22 protein-coding genes and 1 pseudogene are annotated in these 25,497 nt (G+C 60.7%); 14 read left to right on the plus strand and 9 right to left on the minus strand.

Annotation, left to right across the window (positions count from 1 at the left end; translation table 11 throughout):
• The first annotated feature begins 1,182 nt into the window (after nt 1–1,182).
• Together CGK74_RS18825 and CGK74_RS15345 are read left to right on the plus strand one after the other, a co-directional pair.
• Nucleotides 1,183–1,530 carry a hypothetical protein gene (locus tag CGK74_RS18825; protein WP_133091906.1) on the plus strand — a complete coding sequence of 116 codons (348 nt, stop codon included), beginning with the start codon at nt 1,183–1,185 and terminating at the stop codon, nt 1,528–1,530.
• Between the two features lie 112 nt (nt 1,531–1,642).
• Entirely contained in the window at nt 1,643–2,164 is a 522-nt protein-coding gene (locus tag CGK74_RS15345; RefSeq protein ID WP_094269313.1) for a hypothetical protein, read from the plus strand.
• A gap of 964 nt (nt 2,165–3,128) precedes the next feature.
• Here CGK74_RS15345 and xseB read toward each other — a convergent pair.
• Together xseB and xseA are read right to left on the minus strand one after the other, a co-directional pair.
• Nucleotides 3,129–3,437, minus strand: a complete 309-nt coding sequence (gene xseB / locus CGK74_RS15350) for an exodeoxyribonuclease VII small subunit (protein ID WP_094269314.1) — start codon at nt 3,435–3,437, stop codon at nt 3,129–3,131.
• Complete coding sequence (gene xseA / locus CGK74_RS15355; protein WP_094269315.1) at nt 3,434–5,182, minus strand: exodeoxyribonuclease VII large subunit; 1,749 nt, start codon at nt 5,180–5,182, stop codon at nt 3,434–3,436. The genes xseB and xseA overlap by 4 nt, the downstream gene beginning before the upstream one ends.
• Before the next feature lie 162 nt (nt 5,183–5,344).
• Between xseA and CGK74_RS19285 the strand changes: the two are divergent.
• Nucleotides 5,345–5,452: pseudogene (locus tag CGK74_RS19285) on the plus strand (cupin domain-containing protein); the annotation flags it as partial.
• 34 nt (nt 5,453–5,486) lie between these two features.
• A complete protein-coding gene (locus CGK74_RS19290; protein WP_240498751.1) occupies nt 5,487–5,714 on the plus strand; it encodes a cupin domain-containing protein in 228 nt (75 codons plus the stop codon).
• Nucleotides 5,715–5,756: 42 nt separating this feature from the next.
• Here CGK74_RS19290 and CGK74_RS15365 read toward each other — a convergent pair whose 3' ends face one another.
• Complete coding sequence (locus CGK74_RS15365; RefSeq protein ID WP_240498748.1) at nt 5,757–6,032, minus strand: helix-turn-helix domain-containing protein; 276 nt, start codon at nt 6,030–6,032, stop codon at nt 5,757–5,759.
• 366 nt (nt 6,033–6,398) lie between these two features.
• Between CGK74_RS15365 and CGK74_RS15370 the strand changes: the two genes are divergently transcribed.
• The 3 genes from CGK74_RS15370 to CGK74_RS19300 all read left to right on the plus strand — a co-directional run bounded on the left by CGK74_RS15370 (nt 6,399) and on the right by CGK74_RS19300 (nt 8,691).
• Complete coding sequence (locus CGK74_RS15370) at nt 6,399–7,406, plus strand: zinc-dependent alcohol dehydrogenase family protein (protein WP_094269328.1); 1,008 nt, start codon at nt 6,399–6,401, stop codon at nt 7,404–7,406.
• Nucleotides 7,407–7,578: 172 nt separating this feature from the next.
• Entirely contained in the window at nt 7,579–8,088 is a 510-nt protein-coding gene (locus CGK74_RS19295) for a ScoMcrA-related endonuclease (protein ID WP_476718183.1), read from the plus strand.
• 15 nt (nt 8,089–8,103) lie between these two features.
• Nucleotides 8,104–8,691: a protein NO VEIN domain-containing protein gene (locus CGK74_RS19300; RefSeq protein ID WP_240498750.1), complete on the plus strand. Its 588-nt coding sequence runs from the start codon at nt 8,104–8,106 to the stop codon at nt 8,689–8,691.
• A gap of 113 nt (nt 8,692–8,804) precedes the next feature.
• On the opposite strand, the gene CGK74_RS19495 is transcribed toward CGK74_RS19300, so the two are convergent.
• The 5 genes from CGK74_RS19495 to CGK74_RS15400 form a co-directional block, all read right to left on the minus strand.
• Nucleotides 8,805–9,308 carry a DUF29 family protein gene (locus tag CGK74_RS19495; protein ID WP_094269316.1) on the minus strand — a complete coding sequence of 168 codons (504 nt, stop codon included), beginning with the start codon at nt 9,306–9,308 and terminating at the stop codon, nt 8,805–8,807.
• A 489-nt stretch (nt 9,309–9,797) separates the two neighbouring features.
• Nucleotides 9,798–11,135, minus strand: a complete 1,338-nt coding sequence (locus tag CGK74_RS15385; RefSeq protein ID WP_094269317.1) for a hypothetical protein — start codon at nt 11,133–11,135, stop codon at nt 9,798–9,800.
• A gap of 646 nt (nt 11,136–11,781) precedes the next feature.
• On the minus strand, nt 11,782–12,747 hold the full coding sequence (locus CGK74_RS15390; protein ID WP_094269318.1) for a helix-turn-helix transcriptional regulator: 966 nt from the start codon (nt 12,745–12,747) through the stop codon (nt 11,782–11,784).
• A gap of 21 nt (nt 12,748–12,768) precedes the next feature.
• Nucleotides 12,769–13,548, minus strand: a complete 780-nt coding sequence (locus CGK74_RS15395) for an ADP-ribosylglycohydrolase family protein (protein ID WP_094269319.1) — start codon at nt 13,546–13,548, stop codon at nt 12,769–12,771.
• A gap of 13 nt (nt 13,549–13,561) precedes the next feature.
• On the minus strand, nt 13,562–13,846 hold the full coding sequence (locus tag CGK74_RS15400) for a hypothetical protein (RefSeq protein ID WP_094269320.1): 285 nt from the start codon (nt 13,844–13,846) through the stop codon (nt 13,562–13,564).
• 130 nt (nt 13,847–13,976) lie between these two features.
• Here CGK74_RS15400 and CGK74_RS15405 point away from each other — a divergent pair, with 130 nt between their 5' ends.
• Nucleotides 13,977–14,909 carry a 3'-5' exonuclease gene (locus CGK74_RS15405; protein WP_206186269.1) on the plus strand — a complete coding sequence of 311 codons (933 nt, stop codon included), beginning with the start codon at nt 13,977–13,979 and terminating at the stop codon, nt 14,907–14,909.
• A gap of 57 nt (nt 14,910–14,966) precedes the next feature.
• Here CGK74_RS15405 and CGK74_RS15410 read toward each other — a convergent pair whose 3' ends face one another.
• The gene (locus tag CGK74_RS15410) at nt 14,967–15,617 is read right to left on the minus strand and encodes a HugZ family pyridoxamine 5'-phosphate oxidase (protein ID WP_094269321.1); all 651 of its coding nucleotides are present in this window, start codon (nt 15,615–15,617) and stop codon (nt 14,967–14,969) included.
• A gap of 178 nt (nt 15,618–15,795) precedes the next feature.
• Between CGK74_RS15410 and CGK74_RS15415 the strand changes: the two genes are divergently transcribed.
• The 6 genes from CGK74_RS15415 to CGK74_RS15440 form a co-directional block, all read left to right on the plus strand.
• Complete coding sequence (locus CGK74_RS15415) at nt 15,796–15,972, plus strand: hypothetical protein (RefSeq protein WP_338056389.1); 177 nt, start codon at nt 15,796–15,798, stop codon at nt 15,970–15,972.
• A complete protein-coding gene (locus tag CGK74_RS15420) occupies nt 15,969–16,748 on the plus strand; it encodes a hypothetical protein (protein WP_133091908.1) in 780 nt (259 codons plus the stop codon). Before CGK74_RS15415 ends, CGK74_RS15420 begins: the two co-directional genes overlap by 4 nt.
• A complete protein-coding gene (locus CGK74_RS15425) occupies nt 16,741–17,307 on the plus strand; it encodes a BREX protein BrxB domain-containing protein (protein WP_094269324.1) in 567 nt (188 codons plus the stop codon). Before CGK74_RS15420 ends, CGK74_RS15425 begins: the two co-directional genes overlap by 8 nt.
• 43 nt (nt 17,308–17,350) lie before the next feature.
• Nucleotides 17,351–20,812, plus strand: coding sequence for a BREX system P-loop protein BrxC (gene brxC / locus CGK74_RS15430; protein ID WP_094269325.1), 3,462 nt, complete (start codon nt 17,351–17,353; stop codon nt 20,810–20,812).
• 57 nt (nt 20,813–20,869) lie between these two features.
• Nucleotides 20,870–23,722: an MIT C-terminal domain-containing protein gene (locus tag CGK74_RS15435; RefSeq protein ID WP_094269326.1), complete on the plus strand. Its 2,853-nt coding sequence runs from the start codon at nt 20,870–20,872 to the stop codon at nt 23,720–23,722.
• Nucleotides 23,723–23,794: 72 nt separating this feature from the next.
• A partial coding sequence (locus CGK74_RS15440; RefSeq protein WP_206186270.1) for an Eco57I restriction-modification methylase domain-containing protein occupies nt 23,795–25,497 on the plus strand: 1,703 nt, incomplete at its 3' end.

Genomic DNA, 25,497 nt, shown 5'->3' on the forward strand with positions numbered 1-25,497 from the left:
ATCAGCCGCTGAAAGCGGGAAATTGAATATTTCAGGGCCGACTAGTTATTTCGTTAGTTCTTTTGGCCGGCATTATGACGGCTCACCTCGTTTCACAGATTGTAGGCCGTTTTGCATCTGAGGTAGCCAGCAACGATGCGTCTGGAGAGCTTGATTAGAGCTTGAACGAAAATTTTACTACCGGGCTCCTCGAATAACCCGAGGTTTTCAGTAAATCCCACCGCGTAATGATGACGGCGACCGAGTTCGGTCCAATTTTTCTGGCAAAACACCACGTTTCTTGGCGGAGTTGCCTCGTTTTTGCCTCGAATTGCCCCGGGCATCGGCGATTCGGCCCAGTTCTGGCGTCAGAAAGCCTCGATTCCAGCCTTCTGGATATAGATCAGCCGCTTCAAGTGGCTCTATGCCGTTTCCAGTGAAAATTGACTTCTGGGCGCCTCGAAAAACCTCCGTCCCACCCGTCCTTGGTAAAATTACGAAGTCCTGAACCCCGCAGCTTGCACCGACGAACCCGCGTAGCGCCATACAGACGCTGAGCGATGAAGCCTCACAACGATGTTACTTCTAAATCGTCCGACGGCTTTCCTAGAAGCTCAACGGCGGCATCGGGCCGAGTCGAGACAGTCGCAGATGGTTCGCCGTGATGCGGGGACGGGCAGACGTCTCAGTCCGGCCAGAAACCGTCACTGGTCACCCGTTCTGGATAGCGGTCATCCTGGCGAAGCGGTATGCTACGGATCTGTATGCGAAGTCGGTCGCCTCGACTCGGGAAGCTGCCGACTGCTGCTTCTGCTGCCTTGTTATTCTGTGTTTCGCGTAATCTCTGCTTCTAAACAGTAACTCGCAGAACACGTTATCAAGTATTCCGATGTTGCGCGGTAGAACCGTCGCCAGAAAAAAGTTAGGCTCAACTCAATCTAGGAGAATTGACCGTGAAAAAGAAGTTTTTTTCCTTACTACTTCTCGGGGGCCTTGCGCAAACCGCCGCGACTGGTGTCTGTGACTGTCGACCGAGCCAATAAATCGGGGGGCACAGGCGTTGTTGCCGGAGGCGCCGGATTTCTCGGTACACCCGGAGCCGTGCTGATGTCGCCCTTTGCCATCAATCCGGCAGTCGTCACAGCCGTTGGCAGCGGCGCGTATGAAGGCGGTTGTTATCTGAAAGAAAAATAGGAGATCAACATGAAAGCACTGGCGATCATCGCCTTGGTATTTGCGGGTCTTTCCATAATCGTTCCGGTTGTTGGCGTATTCCTTGCAATGTTGTGTTCTATCTTGGCTCTAATAGCATTTCGGAGCCAACCCACTCTCGCAGGCGTGACCTTCGGCCTTAATATTGTGAGCACTGCCTTCCTCAGCCCCAGCTTGATTGTTGCCGAGGCTGTACACTCATCGGCCACAAGTGAAGTGGTAAGTGCGCAGACCGTCGAAAGTACCCCTGGAAGCATCTACCTTTTCTATGTTGGATTCCATGTGGTGTTGTTCGCCGTGGCCATAGTCTGGCGCTTACTCAGAGGTGCCCCGAAATAGGATGGTAACGCCCGAGCCTAACAAACCATTCCAGAGGACCGCTTGCAAGTTCGCTCCGGGGCTTGGCCCTCGGCCTGCCCCTGAGTTCAGACGTTAGCCCTATGGAGCCCCAATGATCCGCCGACTGTTTGTTCTTCTTCTATGTTTCGCCACCAGCGCGCTAGTGGCTGCCGAGCCTACTTCGATCAAGGCACCAAAACCGCTGCTCGCGCAGGTTCAACGGCTCACCGAACTGCTGCGAGACAGTTATGCGGTTTGGTACCCCGACGCGACAATGGTTCAGTTTGTGAAACCCCGTGAAGGCCAGGAGCTTACCCTGGTGGTGTTTACCGTCGAGGGCTTCGGTGGTGGAAACAACCACACACAGTATTTCGCCGTCTTTAGTCCGGAAACAGATGAAAAAGGCAAACAGCATTTTTCGCTTATTGATGTCATGCCCATTGCTGGTAAAGGCTGGCGCGGCGTCAGAAATCTCAAGGCCAAAGTTACCTGGAATCAAAAGAGCAACGAAGCTCTTATCGCCATCGACGCCTTGGAGGTCGCCGGCGACGATGCTCCTAACTTTCCGAGCAAGAAGGTAACCATCAATCTCTTGCTCAAAGGTGCTCGCCTTGTCGAGCAGAAGCAGCCGTAGAGCAAACCCTGCGGTCGATAGGGGTCTCGCGCGAAAAGCCCCGCGAGACCCCTCAACTCCACGTTGAGCGACAACTTGCGGCAGGCGCCAATGACGGCTACGGGTCGGGTCGAGACGCTCAGGGAACGAGGTAAATCTCAGCAGCAATGAGCAGGCGGGATGCTACGGGAAGGTTCAAACATGCGTTGATGTTGGCAACGTCCCCGGTTCCGATGACGCTCAAAAGGCCCCTTACGTGGCCGCTGCCAGGCGCAGTCCAAGCACTCCGTCACGGATCCTCTTGCCGCCAAATTTTGTTGTGCAGCGGATGGTGGCTAGACTCTGAAGTCAGTCGGCGTGGTTTGCCGGCTCGCTACGCGTTTTGATGCAATCGCATCCCGCAACACGGTGTAGCTGACGAGCAGGAGTAAGGCATTGAAACGCGTTTGAGCGTTTATGCAAACGGCCTGGATCGGACGGCGACGCATCGCAGCGGCAGGGGTAACCGGTGGGCGCGTGGTGGTTTCATCCGATACAGAGATACTGGAGTAGTCGGAACCCGGGAGATGGCTTTGAGGTGTCGTTGCCCTCGAGGTGCCAGCGCAGGGGTCTCCAGCGGTCGATGGTACAGACCGGATAGCTGCGGGCTAGCGAGGGGTGACCAACAACCTCGCACCGGGCGCCACCAAGCATGGCGATACGGGAAAATTCATCCTCACCCACTTGCGCGGTGGGTAGGGATGAATGTTGCCCGAGACTTGGAAAACGGTTCCGGAAGACCTCCGGGATGAATAAATCCTAAACAAAAGAACCTCCTAGCCAAGGGAGGATGTTTGGGGTTAAGCACTATGCCTAAGTTAGGAAGAACGCGCGCGCGAGGGCCTGGACAGGCGGGCGACTCGGATGCACGGGGTTGGAGCGCTCCGGCGGTCAGGGGGCCTACGAGGGATGGGTCGGGGTCTGAGCGATGCCGCTCCGACGGCATCTAAAAGGGCACGTCATCCTCATTGAAACCGGCGTTCTGCTGTCCGGGCGCTGAATCACGGGGTTCGTCTAGCCAGTTGTCTTCGCCACTGGATGTCTCTTTGCGAGAGCTGTCTGTGTTCGCGCCATTCAGCGCTTGAGCTAGTGCCTTCTCCACGGCGTCGATGCGCTCCTTGCACACCTTGTAAGCCTCTACGGACTGCGTGACGATCGTAAGCAAGTTGTCGATGTCGGGCTCACGCTGGTTCCTCAAGGTCTCGGCGTGCTGCTGAAGCACGGTGTAAGCGTCGCGAAATGATGTAGTGGTCATGATTGTTTTCGTGCCCTTGTCTGTGCCGGGACACTTCCGTCCCGAAACTGGATTTCGATCCGTTCATCCTCGTCGAGATGGCTTGCGCTGGTGACCGCCTTGCCGTCTGCGTTTTTGACGATGGCGAACCCCCGGTTGAGCGTCTTCTGCGGACCCTGGCCGGCGATTTCGCGCAGAAACGCCTCTGACTCCACTCTGGCGGCTTCGATCTTACGTTTCGCATCGCGCCCGACATCGGCCAGCGTTCTTTCAAGTGAGGCATCAGTATCACGAACCTGGCGTCCTCCACGTTCCCGTACCGCCTCAAAATTCGTTCGGGACGCTCCTCGTGCTTCTTCGAGGGCTTGGTGCGCTTCAATCCGCACTTCGGTCAGGAGTGTAGGGAGAGTCTCCTTTGCCTGTGCCAGCTGACTGCGGGCCTCATGCTTCACTTCATGAAGCGCCTCCCGCGTGGTCTCGGCCGCCCCGCGTACCGTTTGCAGGGCCGACAACCTGACCTCGGCGGTCAGCGACGTCACGGAGTCCCGTGCTGCACCAAGCGTCCGCTGGGCCCCACTATTTACCTCGGTGTCTCTTTGCGCGACAGCGCTGCGGGCAAGGTGCAAAGTGCGCTCCGCAAGTTGGGAGACCATTTCAAAGGACGCCTTGGTCTCGGAGGTGCGCTGCCGGATCGTCTGCTCAATGCCGTGAATCACCTTTGACGGCGTGTCGAACGACCGATTGGCGACTTCATCGAGGATTGTGCTGTCCCGTTCGTGTCCGATGCCAGCAAAAACAGGCGCAGGCGCCTCGCAGACGCAACGTGCCAAATCGTAGTCATTGAGCCACGCCAGGTCGTTGACGGCACCGCCACCCCGAATGATGACGATGGCGTCGGGGGCATCACCCCATTGCCTCGGCCACGAAGCCAGCGCCTTCAGCAAGGAAGCACGAATCTCAAATGCCGCTCCCTCGCCTTGGAAACGGCTATGTGCATACTCGAAAGCGCACACCCCGAACTCCTGCAGGCGCCGTGCCTCAGCATCGAAGTCCCCAAGCCCGGCCGCACCCTGCGGCGCGACCACGAGGACCTGGTTGAAATCCCATGGTGGCGTCAGCCGTCGATTCAGGTCGAACAGACCTTCCCGTTGGAGCCGTGCCCGAATCTCACGCTTTCTGGCCTCAAGCTCACCGAGCGTGAACTCGGGGTCAATCTCCTCGATGACGAGGCTGAAGCCGTATTGAGCGTGAAAGGTAGGCTTGGCGCGAACGAGCAGCTTGATGCCGGCGGTGAGTACGCTGCCGGTTACACGCTCGAACACCGGGATGATCTTGTTCGCGGTGGTGGCCCAGATCATCGCACGAGCCTGCGCGATGGCCACGCCCTCACCAGTTCGCTCCGCGAGCTCAAGGTACACATGCCCGCGGCGCGAGTCGATTTTCGTGACCTCGACCTTCGCCCACACGCCGGCCTCGTAGGCTTGGGCGACCGCTTGAGCCACGCCTGCGAGCAGGGAGGAGAGGCTCATCCCCTTGTCCGCGAGGGTCACGCTCGACGATTGAGCGGCCTGAGTGGCTGGTAACGCAGAGGAGAGAGGTGAAGGAAGATCTACAAGTGCGGGGTGGTCGCTGGGTAACCACTTCGCGAAGGGCGCCGGGTCGAGACCGTCAGGAACGTACCAGCGCTTGGCGCCTCCGTCCCAACGGGCACCGAGCGCTTTGGCCTGCTCGCGCTCTTGGTAAGTGGTGGTGAGGTAGGTGGGCACGGTGGTCGGAGGCGGTGACTGCTGACAAGGAAGTAACGATGATCGGCCAAGTCAGTTTCTGGATGAGACAGATGAGCGAGAGTGGACGGGGGAGCGATGCGACAAAGGTATGGTGAGGTAACGAGCTACATCACGAAAGATGAACCCGAGATTCGGGAGCTGATGCATCCAGAAGTCCACGGAAACAGAGCCCAGAGCTTGGCTGAAGCTACTGTACCTCCTGGCACCAGAACGCATCTGCACCGGCACGCGAAGACGGAGGAGTTGTATCACGTAACTTCTGGCCGTGGCCGAATGACCCTTGGTGGACGAGACATTCGTTATCGAGGTTGGCGACACCCTGTGCATCGCTCCTGGCACCGCGCACTGCGTCGAGGCGATGGGGGATGCGCCGCTGAAGTTGCTCTGCTGCTGCTCACCGGCGTACAGCCATGACGATACCGAAATCCTGACGCTGCACGAGCAAAGCTCCGTCTCGCTGTCGGCCGGGCCGGAGTGGCGCACTGAGGTTGCGGACGGATCAAGCGTGTAGCTGCGGATCAAGGGGCGGGGCTACGGTTGCACGCTCGGACCGTCACCCCTTCTCTGATCTGAGCTCGCCGAGCAGGTCCTGAGCCTGCTTCTCTGTCCCGTAAGCCATGTGCAGTAGCATCTGCACCGCCTTCGGGATGCTGCGGCCCGACTCGTAGCGCGAGCCGCCGGACTGCGTCACCCCCAAGGGACTCCAGAACTGACTCTGGTTTAGTCCCAGCGTTTTGCGGCACTCTTTCACGTCCTCAGCCGTCTTGAAGCGGAGGGTGAGCCGTTTCTTCGGCGTTGCATTGGGCTCACTTCTTTTTGCGTTTGTCATGATCTGGCTTACTCTTTGGCTGCAGGCGTTGGTGGTGAGAGACGATCAGTTACGGTCAGCAGATCAGGTGCTGCATAACGAGCTCGAACACTCGCAGACGCTGAAGCGAAAAACCGGTTGTCCTGGCCTGGGAGCCGCGGGCGAGGAGGTTAAGCAGGCTTAAACTACCTCGGATATTGTATGGCTTGAGGTTATATCAAACGACTAAACCATTATCGCATCGACCTAGTATGCGCTTTCTGGTGTTGGAGGCTTTTGGTGACTACCGGCCGCGCGGACGGGGGCGTTCTGAACCGTCGACCTGCGACATGGTCTCTTGACCCGCTACAAACGCGGCTCTCACTACAACTCATGAAGAGGCAACCCATGAAAGCGATTCGACTACGCAGTCCTGCGGGATTGGACAAGCTGGAAGTTGTGACTCTGGATGACCCGGGGCAGCCTGGCCCGGGCGAGATACGCGTCAGAGTCCACGCGAGCTCTCTGAACTACCACGACCTGGCCGTCGTGGCTGGGCATATGCCGACAGAAGATGGCCGCATCCCCATGTCCGACGGCGCTGGTGTCGTCGAGGCTGTCGGTTCGGGCGTCACCGAGTTTGCTGCGGGTGACCACGTGGTCTCGACCTTCTTCCCGACTTGGCTGAACGGTGACCCTCCGCTCGCCGATTTTTCAACAACCCCGGGCGATGGTGTCGATGGGTACGCCCGCGAGGTCGTTGTTATGCCATGGACTGCCTTTACCCACGCTCCTAAAGGCTACAGCCACGCCGAAGCTGCCACGTTGACCACTGCAGGACTCACAGCATGGCGTGCCCTTGTCGTCAACGGGGGACTGCGCGCAGGCGAGACGGTGCTGGTGCTGGGTACCGGCGGCGTTTCGATCTTTGCGCTGCAAATTGCCAAAGCGATGGGGGCCACAGTCATCGTTACCTCATCCTCCGACGAGAAGCTCGAGCGGGCCCGCAAGTTGGGTGCTGACCACCTCGTGAATTACCGCCGTGAGGAAAATTGGGCGGAGCGGGCGCTGGCGCTCACCGGCGGACGAGGTGTCGACCATGTCGTCGAGGTGGGTGGCCCTGGAACGCTGGCCCAGTCCATTGCGGCGACTCGCATCGGTGGTCACATTGCGCTGATCGGCGTGCTCACGGGTCTGGGTGGTCCAGTTCCGACGGCGGCACTGATGGCTCGCCAACAGCGGCTTCAAGGTCTCATCGTAGGTAGCCGACAGCATCAGCTCGATCTGGTCCGTGCAATCGAGGCGACTGGAATGAAGCCTGTGGTCGATCGGTCGTTCGCGCTGCCCGACATCGCCGAGGCTTTCCATCTGCAGCGCTCGGGTGGACATTTCGGAAAAATCGCCCTCGAGTTCTAAACGGCTGTTCAGCGCCTTTAAGTAGGAAGGTTTGAGCACGCCTGGCGCCCCCGCGCCAGGGCGTTTGCCTACGCCGTTACTGCCGCGGATCGTTGCCCTCACGACCAACCGAACGGGCCACACCTGGTAACCTGGGGGCTGGTAGGAGGAGATGGCATGAGCATTTTACGATATTCGCGACGAAGGCGCCGTTCGTGCTGCAATGGCGGAGTACGACAGGGTCGGCCGAAAGTATTTCCTCGAGAAGTACGGCTTCGGCAAGTCCCGCGAGTACATGCTCCGTGACAACGCCACCGGCCGCCTCTACGACTCAAAGGCCATCGTCGGGGCTGCGTATGGGTATGCCTTTCCAGACCGCGGCTCGCTAACTGCCTCTGACTTTTCGGGTGGCGAGGCAACCGTGGAGTCCCTGCTTGCCAGCTTGGGATTCGAGGTTGTTCGGGTGGGGCGCGACTGGAGTCGCGAAGAGGTTGAAGCCACCGTCGCAGACTATTTCGAGATGCTGCGTTTGGAGGCTACAAACCAGCCCTACAACAAATCTGAGCACAACGAGACCCTGCGGCAGCGGTTAAGCGCCCGGAGCAAGGGCTCTGTTGAGATGAAGCACCAGAACATCTCAGCCGTCCTCGACCACCTCGGCCTTCCGTATATCCGCGGCTACAAGCCTCGCTCGAACTTCTAGGATCTGCTGCGTGAGGTGGTCATCGAACATGTGCGACGGTCCCATCAGGAGCTACGCGTTGTCGTTGATGCCATCGAGGACCGTACGACCCCGGGCAATCGAACGTACCGCGGAGTCCTGATTGAGCCTCCCAGGCCAGAAGTCCTGCCGAAGCGGCGGCGCTTAGACCGCCTTCCCAGACGGCTCGATTACGCGGCGCGGGACGAGCACAACCGCGCCCTCGGCCGAAACGGTGAGGCTTGGGTCGTGGGCTATGAAGGGAGCCGACTCGAAGACGAGTCTCGTCCCGATCTAGCAGCCAAAATCGACTGGATATCCGACCGCTGCGGTGACGGAACGGGCTACGACATCATGTCCTTTGAGTCAGACGAGATGGCTCGCTTCATTGAGGTCAAGACGACGAATGGCAGCCAACTGACCCCGTTCATCGTCAGTCGTAACGAGGTCGAGTTCTCCGAAGAGGCTGAAGATGCCTTCTGCCTCTACAGAGTCTTCAACTTCGCTCAGGCTCCAGGCTTGTTTATCCTTCGTGGGTCTCTAACGGCATCCGTGCATCTCGAACCGCTCGACTACCGGGCGAGGCTGCGTGCTTTGGGGCAGTGAGTGCTGGGGCCAGTGACGATCGTGAGCTTCTCGGTTTGACAATCGCCGACCGACCTTTTTGGTCGGACGCCGGGCGAAGCCACCCGCTTTGCTCGTCCATAGGTCGCAGGCCTTCACCGATTCCTCCCATTTGGTTGGGGTCCGTCCAGCAGTGCATCTTGGTCCCATGGACAGTCTTCGGGCAGATTCTCGACTCGAACGCCTATCGCACCCAGCGATGCGAGCGCATCTGACCAGCAGTCCGCCACCCACGCAGGATTAGTCAGCCGCTGCTGAAGACTCGGGCTACCGGCCAACTGCATCGCAACGAGCATCCGCTGCTCTTGGATCAGCCTCATGTCCGCCTGAGTGGGTTCATCATCACAATGGTTAAGCCGGGCCAAACTTGCCATCAACGCTGACACGCGGTAGCTCAGGGCGCGCTCTTGGGAGCGAGGTATATCGAGCGCTTCATTGGCGAGGTTTTCAGAAAAGGGCTTCTCGACTTCGGGGGCTTGGAGCGCTTGAGCTCGAGCCTCACCGTAGGCCGCTGTGTCGGGAGGGCTGTGCGGCCAGACCTCGAGGCCCACATCCGGCATCGCCTCCCACTCGGGGTCACGGGGATAGCTTCTCTCCATAAAAACTCCTGGCCAGGTAGGTCGGTTGGACCGCTTCTCGAGGACGTCCTGCTGACGGCATGTCCCATTCTCGTACTTCGTGGTGACCGAGTGATACCAAGGATGAATCGGTGGGCGGCCTGGAGCTCGGTGGTGTCGATCTTCCAGAGGCGGGTGGAGTCATGGTTGCCGGCGTAGCCGAGTTCGCTCAGGAACGCGCCGGCGTATGCATACTCAAGGACTGAAGTGCTTGGGACCGGACCGGGCCGTTCTTCAGCTTCCAGAGTGTGCATCATCGTCGCCCAATCAGTTGCTGCCAGTTGATGCATCGCGGCGACGGCTGCAGCGAGCGGGTCGGTGTGGGGAGTGGTGTCGGTAGTCATGGTGTCGGCTTTGCTCGCGGAGTGCGCGTCTTCTGTTGATATCGTGCGGGGTCTGTGGGGCTTGGGCTAGCCGCCCACCAGGCCCCTTGGATTGCCCAAGGGCTGGTAGGCGTCCCGCTGCAGGCTCTTACGCAGCTTGTGCTGCAACCCGTTGCTCACGGCGATAACGCCGTGCAGCTTGGATGACCGCGAGCCGAACCTCGGTCTGAGGCTCTCGGGAGAATGCTTCCAGAGCTTCGTGCAGAGGAATGGATCCGCGTGCAGGGTCGATACCCACGTTTTCGCACCATTGCAGGATGCCGTCTTCGCAGCTTCCGGATTCGCGCGCGTCATCGAGGCCGACCATGCAATCTTTGTCACGACGGCTAAAGCGTTTGATGAATTCCTCGTTCGTGATGGAGAGGGGTGAGCGAGGCTTGGCCCGTTCGCCGGCAGCTGTCATTTTCCGGCGAATCCCCTTCAGCGCACCTTCGGCAGTGTCGGCATGGAAGTCGTAGTCGCCGCAACGAGCGATGAAGCCGCGCTCGTTAATGACACTGAAACCGCGCCCTTGGCGTGCCCAGACGGCCCTGTAAAGCTCGATGTCAGGGCAGCCGGAGCTCACGGGAATGGCATCTAGGGTCAGGAGGCCGGAAAGGTCTTCCAGGTCACGATCAAAGACACGTGTGAGCCACTGGTAGGGGATGGTCACCGTATGGTGGTCCTCGTTTGCACGCCAGCCCTTGAAACTTCCGCCGTAGGTGTCCCAGTTGCAGTCCATGTCGACGATGTAGCCGATCTTGGACGGATCGTTGGAGAAGTTGACGTTAAAGGAGCTACCGCCTGCTGCGCCGTACCGAAGAAGGTTCACTGCGACCGACTTCAAGGTTGCGCGTCGTCTGGAGTTGATCCGTTCCTGCGGGGTGCCGCTGGGTAGAAGCACCGGTTTCGACGGTGCCGATGTCTGCGGACGAGCAGGACATTCTTTGCCAGTGTGTGCCACGGCCCGACGCGTTGTGCGCGTCCATCGATGCTTATTGTGCTCGGCACGATAGGCGAACACCTGATCGATGTATGCGGGACGGCCGGGCAGCCCGGCTTCACGCAAGGCCTCGCGGACTGCCTTCTTTGTCGCGAGCTCGCGGTTAGCCGCGAGGCTGTGAAGAATCGCGTCAACCGGCTTGGTGGGGGTGGAAGCTTCCTGGGTCGTCGGGGTCGTCGGGGTCGTCAGGGTTGGATCTAGCGGCATGGAGCGCCTCGTCTCAGAGAGTGATTGGGACGAGGTATAGCTATCGACCTCCACCTTTCTGAGCGTGGCGGCGTCCTTTCTAGCGCTCTGCTGAAGGCGCCCGCGGCGCAGGGCAGTGGCGGAGTGGTCGCGTCGGCTCGGTGTGCCGTCGGTGTCGGAAGGGGCGGGTTGAAGGAAGGGGGGCAGCGTCTGTGCGAGCGGAAGAGCGGCCGTGTTATTTGTCATGGAAATGGTCATCAAAGCCTCCAGTGGCGTGGGTTGTGGTGAATGACTGTATCGATATACAGCAGATTATCACCGCCGCGAGTGGGCTCCAAATTTGGCGGATGGCGCCAATTTCGATGATCGTGATGAGTGAAAAATGGCTGCGGATCGGCCGTAGATCGGCGTTTTTTCGTGCTGTGTCGGACGGGGTAGCTGCCTGAGGCACGCTGGATTCGATAAGGTGCAGGCCGATTGGGGACGGGCGCCCGGGAGGGGGAGGAGGGGGCCGTCGCTCAGTGGGGACCGTTCGGGTACATGGCTACCTGCGCGCGTTGGGCAGAGACAATCGACTTAGCTCCCCAGCGGTTACGCATCGGGCGCGGCTGCTGACCCCCGCAGTCCTGGCCAGGAGTTCTCGGAGACGTTTTCCACGACTGGGGCCGCCTCCGCAAGGCAGGCCCCTAGTATTTTTAGTAATACTAGTAGCGTTAGCTTTTGTCGTGTAAGGGTAAGAAAATAAAAGGAAAGTCTCGTTTTCCTGTGACCGAAATGACGGAATTTGTGACCGTTTTGACGGAGGGTGTGACCATTTTGACGGGCGTCGATCCACGCCCACTCGATTTTCGAGCCTGGATCATGCGCGACTGTGCTGATCCACCGGGCAGCACATAGTCGAGTCTCAGATGGACCGGACTCCGGCCGACAGCAACTGGCGTACCCGCTCCCGGAGGCTTTCCGGCGCTCGGATTCGTACTGCAGGCACATGCCGCATGATGTCCATTGCCAGTTCGGTCGGATTGCTGAACGGCACCTGCAGCCGATATCGGCCATCTTCCAGCACCTGACCTTTCTGGTCGGGGTGCCACACTTCCTTGCTCACCCAGCGTGCCTGTTCAGAAGTGAACTCCAACTCGGCCCACTCCACCTGCTTGCCTGAGAAGATGCCGTAGCCCCCGTCGAGCACGCGGGCAATGTCCTTGTCGCTTGCCTCCTTCGCCTTCTCGGTCGAGAGGGTTACGCTGCGGATGGCATCCAGCGCGAAGCTGCGCAGTTCATTGCGCAGATGACACCAGGCGTCCAGATACCAGGCCTCGCGGTAGAAGGTGAGTCGCTGCGGGGAGACTTCCCGGGTGACGGTCTCGTCCCGCGCACGCACGTAGTGGTCGATGGTGAGCCGGCGGCGCTGCAGAACGGCGGTCGCGATTGGGGCAAAGTGCTGGGAGTCGTGGGTGCGCCCGGCCTGGCGGTGGAAGCGGATGCGTTTGTCGATGTCCTCGATGGGCAGTTCGCCTTCGCCGAGGATGGCACGCAGGCGGGTAAGCAATGGTTCTACGTGCGCCGAAAGAAGTCCCGGCTCCAGGTTCTTCAGCATCTGCCGCATGGTCAGCAGGGCGATGACTTCCGAAGCGTTGAACCACAGGCCCGGCAGTTCATAACGCGGACCGGATGCCGGCGCATCGAATCGGTATCCGCCTGCGTCACGGTCCCAGACGATGGGCGCATTGAACCGTTCGCGCAGGTACTCGAGGTCGCGCTTGAAAGTGGCGAGGGAGACCTCGAGCTCCTCAAGAAAAACCTGGACCGGCACAACTCGACGCTCATTGAGCAGGCGGTCGATATGGTAGAAGCGTTCTGTCCGGTCCATCAGGTCTCCTGTGCGAGAGGGCTACAGAAGAATACCTGCCTTTTGGTACAACACGGTCAGCGTTAAACGCATGTCCTGCGGCAGATATGACCATCCAATGGCGGCAAGGTCCTCGGGAACACCGAAGAGCGCTTCGGCTACACCGCCGGTGATGGCGGCAACGGTGTCGCTGTCCCCGCCAATTGAAATGGCGTTGCGGATGGCGTCCTCAAAGTCGCTCGCTGTGAGCGCGCAGACCAGGGCCTGAGGCACCGTTTCCTGGCAGGTCTCGTTGAAGCGGTAAGTGGGCCTGATATCGTCGGGGGTTCGCTCGAGGTCGTAACCGAACCGCTCGGTAATGGCGACCTTGATGTTCTGCGGCTTTACGCGCTGCCTGGCTAGGAAAATCGCTAGTGCCGTGGCTTCGGCCCCCTTCAGGCCTTCTGGATGATTGTGCGTGACCTCTGTGACTGCCTTGGCCAGTTCCAGTGCCTCGTCGACGGAGTTGGCAAGCAGCCCTGCGGGGGATACACGCATGGCTGCGCCGTTGCCGTAGCTGTTGTAGGGCTCTACTTCGCCGCGAGCAAGCCAGTGCGAGAACATGCCACCCCAGCCGCCGTTATCGAAGTACCGACGACCCCATTCCATGAGTGCCTCGCCTGGGTTCCGGGCGTTCACGAGTGCATCGGCCACGGCAATCGTGCAGATTGTGTCGTCCGTGTAGAAGGCATTCTCGTGAAAGAGGGGGCCGAAGTCCTTGCGGCGGACGTTGTTCCACTCGTAAACCGAGCCCACGATGTCTCCAATGACTGCTCCCAGCATGGTCGGTTCTCCTTCAGTTACGGTTGATGCGGTGCGTGCGGTGGCCGACCGTCACGACGGCGCCGTCGGTGTCGACCACCGCATACACATCGAGCGCGGGCTCAAGCCGACCGTACGTTTCGGCTCCCAGCATCCTGCGTAGGCGTTGGCGACTCTTGTGCGTCAGATACACCACGCGCGCGCCACGCTTGTCGTACTCATGCGCGCCATAACGCATCAGCAAGGGCAGAACGTCCTCGGGGATGCCGCGCTGCTGCAGGCGGCGGGTGGCATGATGAGTCATGGGCAGGTCGAACATGGCGGGCCTCCACGTGCTGGGTCAAGGTAGTGCCATTGTGCCGAGGGTAGTGGCTCACCACGCGAGCTAGAGCAGCCGCATTATCGCAGCAGGTGACCGGTCGCTATACCTGGCTCCAGGTCACAAGAGGATGAGCAAGGTGAATGTGATGAGAAATACCGATGCCATTGAGCAACTGGCGCGTGAGGTGGAGCAGCACCCGGACTACAAGGTGCTGCGCCGTCTGCAGCCCCGTTGCAGTGTCGGGGTGTGGGATGGTGAAGAAGAGGTCGTACAGATGGCCCTCGTTGACACCGAGACGACCGGCATGAATGCCGAGCGGGACGAAATCATCGAGCTCGGACTCGTTGTCGTGGCGGTTGGGGCGCAGTCAGGGCTGGCATTCGAGGTACTGGAGAGCTACGGCGGTCTGGAAGAACCCCGTGGCCCGATACCACCGGAGACGACCAGAGTGCATGGCATCACTGACGCCATGGTGGCCGGTCAGCGTATCGACGACCTGCGGGTGGAGGCACTGCTCAAGAATGTCGGGCTGGTCATCGCACACAACGCGAGCTTCGACCGGCGTTTCCTGGAGAAGCGGCTGCCTGTCTTTGCCGGACTGCCCTGGGCGTGTTCGGTGAAGGACGTCGCCTGGTATGAGGAAGGCTTTGGCTCACAGAAGCTCGACTACATCCTGATGCAGTGCGGCTACTTCCACGAGGCGCACCGGGCCGAGGCCGACTGCCTGGCGTTGCTGGAGGTGCTTCAGCGCCCGCTGGAGAAGGCAGGCGGCGTGGCCATGCGGCAACTTCTTCGCGCTTCCGCACAGAAGCGTTACCGCATCTGGGCCGTGAACTCGCCCTTCGAGGTCAAGGATGACCTTAAGGCCATGGGTTACCGCTGGGATGCGGTCATACGATGCTGGAACCGTGAAACCAGTGAGGACGCACTGGAGGAAGAACTGCTGCGGCTGAAGCTGCTGGCCTACCCCAAGCGGCCGGTAAAGATATCGGTGGAGATGCTCGATGCACGGGTTCGGTTCAGCGACCGTCCGGGAATTCGGGAGGAACGAGTAATTTGACGGTGTGATGATTCAGATGGCGGCCCAGGTGGCCGCCTTTATTGTTGCCGACCGGTCTCAACACAACTCCGCAGCAAACCGGGGTGCCGCGGTGGCAAACCGTTCCGCAATGAGCGGTGCGTCTGGGAAGCGCTGCCGGTGCCGCTCTCCCTTCACCTCGTAGTCGATACCGAAACAGTCCGCACCGAGAAGCCTCACCAGTGCATTCAGCTGAGGGCGCGTTTCCGTGAGGAACTGCTCCTCCAAATCGGCGGGCAGTGCGGGTAGAGACGCCCAGTCCGCTTCCTTGACCCAGCCCATGCGCCCGACGCCGCCGATGTAGCGAATCCGCTTTGGCTGAAGGCGGAAGAACATGAAATCCAGCGCGAGTAGGTCTTCGGTCTTCGGCAGGTAACGCAGGTAACGCGAGCACAAGGCCTCGTCCGATTCGATGCGCACGGCGTCGGCGACCAGCGTGAGGCGGGCGGTGTCCTGCACGTCCTCAGCGCCGGGCTGCACGACTGAAAGGCTCACCCGTGGGTCGGCGAGAACATTCTTGGTGTGCTCGGCCAGCGCGCTGATGCACAGCACTGGGTTGTGGGCGGCATCGAGTGCGTAGGGCACGACAGTGGCGAACGGGTAACCGCGAAGCTGGTGCGAGTGGGTTGCCAACGTGCCAAATGCTGACAGGTGCAACAAGGACAGAGCGGTTTCCGGAGCGATTTGCATGAGTACGGCCTCGTGGTTGGCTGCGGAGAGTGTGAGCGATGGCCGGCTCACTACATGAGCGAGTTACGTCATATTTTACATTCCGGAACGAGGTCGGTAGAGTCTGCACAATGTAAAGACACTATCCGGATAGCGCCCACCGATGACACGACACAAGACAGAGGCAATAAACCTCCGGATGTCTCCCGAGATGAAGGCCATGCTCAGGGCTGCAGCCGAGCGCGAGCATCGCACGCTCAGCAACATGATTGAGCATCTGCTCATCGACTACTGCGAACGTCATGCTATCCCTCGGCCCTTGCTGACGGAAGAACGACCCGCTTCCAACCGACGCACTTCAGGCGGCGCTCTGTGAACTCGAACGAAACCCTTATCAAGCTTGGTTATCGGCTTGGGCGCGGTGGTGTTCATGCTGCGCGCACCATGATGTTCGATGAGCTGACGCATCTCTTCGAGCACACCACGCCCGATACGGCGCGTGATGGCTACCGAGCGGAGGTCATCGACTTCAATGTGCTGGGCAAGCCGACTCAAAAGTCTCGCGTGCTCACCTTCGGCCATCTGACCGAGCTCTACGGACTGGACCCCGCCATTCCGGTGTTCCGAGTCTTTCGAAGGCTGTGGGCTGCAGATGAGCAAGCGCGTCCGGTTCTGACGATTTGTCTGGCTCTCGTCCGCGACCCCGTCTTGAGGCTGTCGGAGTCGTTTGTGCTTGGCAAGGCACCGGGGGAGTCGGTGCGGCGAGAGGAGGTCGAGACGCTGATTGAAACAGCCGAGCCAGACCGCTTTAGTCCCGCGACGCTCAAGTCCATCGCCCAGAACATCAACGGGAGCTGGACTCAGGCCGGCTACTTGGCTGGCCGGGCAAGAAAGGTCCGGACGATGCCGAATGTCACGCCATCCAACATCACCTATGCATTATTCTTGGGGCATCTTGAAGGTTTGACAGGACAGCGGTTGTTCTCCTCACGTTGGATGACGCTGTTATGTAGCTCGCCTAGTGAGCTAGAGGCCCTGGCAAACTCTGCCTCGCATCGTGGGCAAATCGTTTTCCTGAATGCTGGCGGGGTCAAGGAAGTCCGCTTCCCCGGCTTCCTGACTGCCGAAGAGGAGCAGTGGCTGCATGAGTAGCAAGGTAGCGAAACTGGTCGGTGCTTATCGGGAGCACATCTCGGTGCCGTGGGCGGGTGGCCTGGCGGCCATTCAGCGCGTCATCTTCGCGGTGTATGACAAGACCGACGAGCTGCGGCTACGGGCGCACATCGACGAATTCCGTCTGGCGACGCTCGAAGCCGGCCACGAATGGTTGCTCCTGGATGTCACCAACGCCTTCCCCGAGTGGATGGCGGCTCAAGAGTATCGCGATGCCTACTTCGAGTGCCCGGAGGACCTCACTGGCTATCAGGCAGGTGAAATCACCGAGTTCGTCCATGGCTTGGTTGAGCGCATCAAGGCGACCATTGCCGCCGAGGCTACGCCGAACACGGTGGTAGCACTGATGGGTGTTGGCAGCCTCTTCGGACTGGCGCGAGTGTCGTCGGTCGTGGAAGGTATCAAGGACGCAGTGGGCGGTCGCTTGGTCGTCTTCTTCCCCGGTGAGTACCACCCGGAGAATCACGCCTACCGGCTACTTGACGCGCGGGACGGCTGGAATTACCTCGCCGTGCCGCTGCTGGCCAAGGAAGCCTGAGCAACACGAAGCTGTAGTAACAACAAGAACAAGGGAACACGCTGTGCTGAACCGCGACATCTACGTCAAATCCCCCGAGCAAAACCGGCTGGCCAACAATGGTGTGGCCGAAGTCTCTGAGGACCACTCCGCCGCCGCCCTCGAGGTGCTGCGCTACGAGCTTGAAACCTTCGTGTGCGATGGCCAGTACGCGAAGGGCATCGAGACCATCCTCTCGACCTTCCTGCGCAACCTCGGCACCAAGTCCGAACAGCCCGGCGTGTGGATTTCGGGTTTCTACGGCTCGGGTAAGTCTCACCTGGCGAAGATGCTGCGTGCGTTGTGGACCGACCTGCAACTGCCCGGTGGCGCCTCGGCTCGTGGTCTTGCGCACCTTCCTAACGCGGTTGCAGACCAGCTCAAGGAACTGAGCACCGAAGGCAAGCGCAACGGCGGGCTGCATGCTGCGGCTGGCAAGCTCGGTGCTGGGGCAGGGGACAACGTCCGCCTGGCGCTGCTGGGCATCATCTTCAAGTCGAAGGGACTGCCAGAGCAGTTCGCACAGGCACGCTTCGTGATGTGGCTCAAGCACGAGGGGCTGCTTGATGCGGTGCAGTCCAACTTGGAGGCGGCGGGCCGCACCCTCACTCACGAATTGCCCCACCTCTACGTCTCCAGCCATCTGTCCAAGGCGCTGCTGCACGCTAACCCTGGTCTGGCAGAGAGCGAATCGGGGCTGCGCCAGCTCATCAAGGCCCAGTTCCCGCAGGTCACCGACGTCACCAACGGCGAGATGGTCGCCGCCATTCAGGGCGCGTTGGCGAAAGACGGCAAGTTCCCGCTGACCTTGGTCGTGCTCGACGAGGTTCAACAGTACATCGGCTCGGATGCACAGAAGGCCTATATGGTGCAGGAGGTGACCGAGTCGCTTTCGAAGCACTTCAACGGTCAGCTGTTGTTCGTCGGTACCGGTCAGTCGGCTCTGTCCGGCATGCCCAACCTGCAGCGGCTGATGGGTCGCTTCCCGGTGCAAGTCACCCTGGGCGACTGGGACGTCGAGAACGTTACCCGCAAAATCATTCTCGCCAAGAAGGCGACCGCCCAGCCCGAAATCGACCGCGTCTGGCGCGACAACCTGGGCGAAATCTCCCGCCACCTGCGCGGCACCAAGCTCGAACACGTCACCGACGACGAAGCGGTTATCACTGCCGACTACCCCATCCTGCCGGTGCGTCGCCGCTTCTGGGAAAACATCCTGCGCACCATCGACGCCACCGGTACCGTCGCTCAGCTGCGCAGCCAGCTGCGTGTGGTGCACGAAGCCGCACTGGAAACTGCCGAACGGCCGCTGGGCCACGTAGTCTCGGGCGACTTCCTCTACGACCAGATTGCCGCCAACCTGGTTTCCACCGCCCAGCTGTCGAGGGAAATCTTCGAGGGCGTGCAGAAGTTCGCCGCGGGGGATGAATCCGCCCAGCTCAAGGCGCGGCTGCTCAAGCTCATCTATCTCATCAACAAGCTTCCTGCGGAGAAGGCACTCGCAATCGGTCTCAAACCGACCGAAGACGTGTTGGCTGATTTGCTGGTCACCGACCTCAAACGCGGCTCGGCCGACCTGCGCAAAGCCATCCCTGGCCTCCTGCACGAACTGCAGGAGATAGACCACCTGGTCATGGCGCTCGATGGCCCCAGTGGTGCCGAGTATCACCTGCAGACGCGCGAGTCGAGCGCCTGGTACGACGAGTTCCGCGCTCAAGAATCTCAACTCAAGGCTTCGCCGCAGAACATCGAGGTCAAGCGCGCGGACTTCTTCAAGGCACGCTTCCGTGCCGTGTTGAGCAAGGTGCGCCCGGTCCAGGGCTCTGCGCTCGAGGCGCGTACGCTCTCGGCCTGCTTCGACGAAGCCTTGCCGAAAGACCACGACAAGGCGCTTTATCTTTGGATTCAGGATGGCTGGCAGACGGACGAGAAGTCGGTCATCGCCGAAGCGCGCACGAAGAGCGCAGAGAACCCGACGCTCTTCGCCTACATGCCGGCGCAGAGCAAGACGGACCTCGCCAACGCCATCGTGACCCTGGAGGCCGCCAAGGCCACGCTCAGCCGAAAGGGCACGCCGAACACAGAAGAGGGGCGCAACGCGCAGCGCTCGATGGAGAGCCGCCAGCGCAACGCCGAGAAAGAAATCGAGACCCTGCTCAACACCTTGTTTGCGGGCGTTCGTGTGTTCCAGGCCGGCGGTCAGGAGGTCACCCAGGGCAACGACCTGGCCGAGCGTCTCAACGCTGCGGTGAAGTCCTCGGTCATCCGGCTCTATCGCGAGTTCGACATCGCCGACCAGAAGGGCTGGGACAAGGTGCTGGATGAAGCCCGCAAGGGCAACGCCGAGGCCATGCGCGCCGTCGGCCATCTGCAAGAGCCCAAGTCCCACCCGGTGTGCCAGAAGGTTCTGGGCTTCCTGGGCGCGGGCAAGAAGGGTGGGGATATTCGTGACCACTTCGAATCCCCCCCCTATGGCTGGCCGCAAGACACCGTCGAAGGTGCTCTTTACATCCTGCTCGCCACCGGTGAGCTCAAGGCGCGCGACAGCGCACACAAAGCGGTCGACGCCAAATCGCTGGAGCGCAAAAAGCTCACACAGACCTTCTTCGAGCCGGAATCGGTCAACATCACCCCCATCCAGAAAATCACGATTCGCACCCTGTTCCAGAATCTTGGCGTCGGATGCCAACCCGGTGAGGAATTGGCCAAGGCGCCGACTTTCATTGCCAAGCTCAAGTCCCTAGCCGCTGCAGCCGGCGGTCCCGCGCCCCAGCCCGAGCCGCCCAGCGCCGCAGTCCTCATCGCCCTGGAGCAGGCGAGCGGCAATGGTCTCTTGCTGGAGCTCGTTTCCAAGGCCGATGAACTCACCGCGCTGGCCAAGCAATGGGAGCAGACCGCTCAACTCATTCAGAAGCGCCAGCCGCTCTGGAATCAACTCGACGCACTGCTGGAGTACGCCACCTCGCTCGGCCCCTATGCCGAGCTGAAGGCCGAGGTTGCGGCTATCTCCGCGCAGCGTAGCCTGCTGGCCGAGCCCGACCCGGTCCGCCCGGTGCTGGAGCGCACCACTGACCTCTTGCGTAAGGCCCTTAACGCCAAGCTCGACGGCTACCGCGATGAGTTTGAGGCACAGATGGCGCAGCTTGAAGCCGACAGCAACTGGCAAAAGCTCGGCAGCGAAAAGCGCGCAGAGCTGATTCGCGCTCACCACATCGATTCGCCCGCCAGTCTTGACCTCTCCACCGCCGATAAGCTCTTGGATGCGCTGGACGAATGCGACCTCCAGCGCTGGATTGAGCGTACCCAGGCACTTACGACCCGCTTCGCTGCTGTACGCATGGATGCTGCCAAGCTCCTCAAGCCGAATGTCGTTCAGGTCAAGCTGCCGCAGCGCACGCTTAACGACGCTGATGAAGTGAAGGCCTGGTTGCTAGAAGTCGAACAGTTATTGCTCTCGAAGGTTCAGGTTGGGCCAGTGACTTTCTGAGAGCAGGGAAGCACGTCAAACCGTAAGGAAGTTCTAGAACAACATCAGGGGGTGTCAATGAAGTCGCCGAAGAGATTACGTTCCGATATTCAAACGCTGACGATGCATCTTGGCCAAGTCAGAGACGCCCTTGTAAGGCGCTCGACTGAGCCCCTGGCGCAGATTGGCAAGGAATGCCAGCGAGCGTCCGAAGCGCTTGGCGAGATTCTAAAGACACAGAACCTTCCCGAAGACTATAAGGTCGCTGTTGTTGGGCGGTTCAAAGCCGGCAAGTCGTCCTTTGTGAATGAGTTGCTCGGCGCGCGTCTCGCAGGGGAGGACACCAGCCCTGAGACCGCGGCAATCACGACCTTCAAGCATGGCGACCGTGTGAAGGCCACGGTCCACTTCGTGCCCAAGGAGACCTGGGTTGGCCTGCAAAAGCTCTACGAGGACGACCCGAAACACATCGACGCTCACCGGGTGAAGATGTGGAAGAACTTCGCGAAACCGCGCAAGACTGCCGATGGGCAGGATGCCGAGCCGTTCGACCTAAAGTCCCTGGAAGCACAGTTCGTCAAGGCAGGTGGTTTCAGCCTGACGGTCGAGTTGGCCGCAGAGGGCGGAAAGAAGGCGGAATCCGAGTTTCGTTCGCGGCTCAAGGAGTTTACGTCTGGGTCTAAGCCGCACCATTGCCTCGTTGAGAAAATCGAAATCACTTCACCGGCGGAGATTCTCGACCAAGGTGTGCTGCTCATCGACACCCCTGGGCTGGATGACACCGAGCGGTTCCGTGTTTCCCTAACCGAGAAGGCCGTTGAAGATGTCGATGCGGTGCTTTTCCTGACCAAATCAGGGGCAGCCTACGGTCAGTCAGAAAAGGACTTCCTGCTTACCCTGCTGCGCAAAGGTACCGTCAAGCAGCTTATCGTGGTCATTACGCAGGTCGACCACACCTATGACCAGTACGTAGATGCTTGTCTCGACGAAGATGAGGACCCGGATTCGATTTCTCTGCGAATAGAGAAGGAGCGGGCCCGCATCACTGCTGAGATTGCGGCAACGCTCAACGACCTCGGCTCCGATGATTCACCTGCTATGCGCCGTTATCGAGAGCAACTGGGTGAGGTCGGTTTGGCATTCACATCAGCCCAGATGCATCGTCACTGGAAGGCTGGTCGTCCAGTGAAGTATGCGATTGAGGACAACGACCCGGGTGGCGTCGAGAGCCTCAAGCATCAGCTGCTTCATCTGCTGTCGACGGAGTCGCGTCTCGCGCTGGCAGCCCAGGGCATCAGCGTGAGCGCTAAAGGGGTCTTGCTCGACCTTCAGGAAGTGCTTCACAAGAAGCTTCTCGCCATTCGCGGTATCAAGGACCAGGAGGTGGCTGAGAAGAAGCTCGACACCTTTCGTGTTCAATTTGGGGAGGGCTGCGAACGGTTTAAGGGGGCTGTTGAGCAGCAGGTAGAGCTGCTACGCGACCGGTTGGCTCAAAGTTCGAAGCAGCGGGAGCTGTTCATCGAGAACATCGGTTTGCTGGCTGAGCAGCAGCTCGCAGCCTTCGAATCGGACGACGTCGGCAGACACTGGCGTACCCGACGTTCCGGCTATTGGGGCTATATGCGCGGGCTGCAGCAGCGCGTCGCAAACCGCATCTTCCCCAAGGTGCAGGAGCTTCTGGCTGAGCAGACCGAACTGTTCGCCGACTTTACCCACGATTTCGAAGTCTTCTTGGGCCGCCTTTCCGCCGATGGCGCAGCTATCTCCGCCGAGCTTGAACTCGGTGCTGCCATGCCCTTCGACGTTACCGCCAAGCTCAAGGAGTCGTTGGAGCGCTCGATTGAGCGAGCCAACGAGCTCATTGCCAACGAAGAGCTGCAGGTTATGTCACTGTTGGACGACTTCGTTACCGATGAAGTGTCCGAGAAAATCAGTGAACGACGCGACCGCGTCAGCAACATCTTTGGTCAGGGCACCACCGTCGCGCAGTCGCAAGAGGTACGCGCGTTCTACCGTGATGTGAAGGCGCTGCTTCAAGAGGCGCTGGCCAATCACCTGCGTGCTCGGTGTAAGGCCTTTGGGGACTTCTTGATGGACGAGGCGGCAGGAGCACCACGGGATGCATTGAACGAGGTTCACACCCTGCTGGAGCAGGCGGCTGACAACATCCGGGCTGCGGCGGCGGCAGTTGTTGTGGGACAGAAGGATGCCGCGGAGTCGTTGACGCACAGCATCGATGACGAACTGAAGCCGGTCCTGCTTGCCTGTGACACCTTGTTCGAGGCGACCCAGGACATCGAATCTGGTGCGCCAGTTGTCGCACCAGAGCTGCAACCTTCGGCCGCTCAAACCGACGAACGACAGCGCGTCAATCTGCCCGATGAGCTGGATTCGAACGCCTGGTTCGTCGAACTACAGCAATCTGCTACCAACATTGTTCGCCGTCACCGTCTGCGTGACGGTGAAATCGGATGGCCTTTCGAGCGGGTTTTTGAGGCGGGGCTGCTTAAGGGGTGCAACAAGGTCGTTATCATCGACCCCTATCTCGCCGCACATCACCAGATTCGCAATCTCAACGAGCTCCTGCTACTGATTGCGGAGGTCGCGCGGCCCAAGGAAATTGCCATCCTTACTGCCTTCGCGCCCCCTGAGTCTGTGGGTCATCAAGACCGGGCGCTGGATAACACGGCTACCGACCTTTTCAAAAATTTCGGCGTCACGCTCACCATCGAACGGCAAACGGGGCTTCATGACCGATACGTCATGTTCGACCACGGGGTGCTGTTCAAGCTTGGTCGAGGTTTGGACATCTACAAGCCGGCAACCGGCTTGGCTGCGCACCGACCCGCAAGTCGACGTGTCAGACAAACCGAGATTGACGTGTTCGTTCCAGACCAGCACGCCTTGCTTGAAAAGTCGAAAAACCCGTAACGCGCTCTTGTCACGTTCAGTCCGCGCCGTTGCTCGACGGCGCGGTGTTACCTCTGTTACCTCGTTAGCGCAATGAACACCAACAAAAACGAACCGCTCGCCAAGCCGCTGCGCACCCAACTCGAAAACACCGTCAAGTCCGCCCGCGACATCGCCGAGACCGCCGCCCGTGCCGCCTTGCAGCAGCTCGCGGTGGGCGAGGGCAGGGCGCCGGACTACCTGAACGACGCCCAGCGCGTCCTGCGCCGCCGTCTGCGCGCCCACGGCCGCAGCCTGGGCGATGCCAAGCACGGCGACGACACCCAGGAACTGCGCCGGCTGGTGTGGGAGGTGGCCTACGAGCACTGGCACCGCATGCTGTTCGCCCGCTTCCTCGCCGAAAACGGCCTGCTGCTGTGGGAGCCGGGCGCGGCGGTGTCGCTGCAGGACTGCCGCGAGATGGTCGACCACCACCCCGAGATGGCGATGGGCGCGCGCAGCGAATGGGAACTGGCCGGCAAGCTCGCCGCGCGCATGCTGCCGCAGGTGTTCAAGCCGCAGCATCCGGTGTTCGAGCTGGTGTTCGCGCCCGAGCATCAGCGCGAGCTGGAACGACTGCTTAGCGGCCTGCCGCCCGAGGTCTTCCAGGCCAGCGACAGCCTGGGCTGGGTGTATCAGTTCTGGCAGGCGCGGCGCAAGGACGAGGTCAACGCCTCCGAGGTGAAGATTGGCGCGGACGAGCTGCCCGCCGTCACCCAGATGTTCACCGAGCCCTACATGGTGGACTTCCTGCTGCACAACTCGCTCGGCGTCTGGTGGCTCACCCGCCACCCGGACACGCCGTGCCCGGTGCCGCTCACCTATCTGCGCACGCTGGAGGACGGCACCCCTGCCGCCGGCAAGTTCGAAGGCTGGCCCGACACGCTCGCCGACTTCAAGCTGCTCGACCCCTGCTGCGGCTCGGGGCATTTTCTGGTGGCGGCCTTCCTGCTGCTGGTGCCGATGCGCATGACGGCGGAACACCTCTCCGCCCGCGAGGCGGTGGATGCGGTGCTGCGCGACAACCTGCACGGCCTGGAGCTGGACCCGCGCTGCGTGGAAATCGCGGTGTTCGCGCTGGCGCTCGCCGCCTGGCGCTTCCCGGACGAGGCCGGCCAGCCGCTCGGCGTGCGCGCGGACATGCCGGCGCCCAACATCGCCTGCTGCGGGCTGAAGGTCGCCGCGCGGGCGGCGGACTGGATGGCGCTGGTCCCCGACGAGGTGCCCAACGCCGCCTACCTGCGCCAGGAGCTGCGCCTGCTGCACGACAGCTTCTCGCAGGCGCCGCTGCTGGGCAGCCTGCTCGACCCGGCGCGCAGCCTGAAGAACGACCTCGCCACCTCCAGCTTCGACACCTTGCGCGCGCTGCTGGAGCGGGCGCTGTCCACCGAGCGCCCGGCCACGCTGTGGGGCGAGGGCAACGAGGTGCAGATTGAGGCCTGGGACAACGCCCTGACCGCCCGCGGCCTGCTCGATGCGGCGCGGCTGTTGGATGCGCGATACCACCTGGTGGTGACCAACGTGCCGTATCTGGCGCGCGGCAAACAGTCTGACGCGCTGAAGGCCTTCTGCGAAACGCATTACCCGGACGCCAAGAACGACCTCGCCAACGTGTTCCTGGAGCGCTGCCTGGAACTGTCGCAGCGCGGTGCGGCAGGTGTGGTGCAGATTGTGATGCCGCAGAACTGGTTGTTCCTCGCCAGCTACAAGAAGCGTAACCGGTCACTGAGCGGCGTTCTTTGCCCGCCCGCGCCCAC

Source organism: Thauera propionica, from assembly GCF_002245655.1.
Classification (GTDB): domain Bacteria; phylum Pseudomonadota; class Gammaproteobacteria; order Burkholderiales; family Rhodocyclaceae; genus Thauera; species Thauera propionica.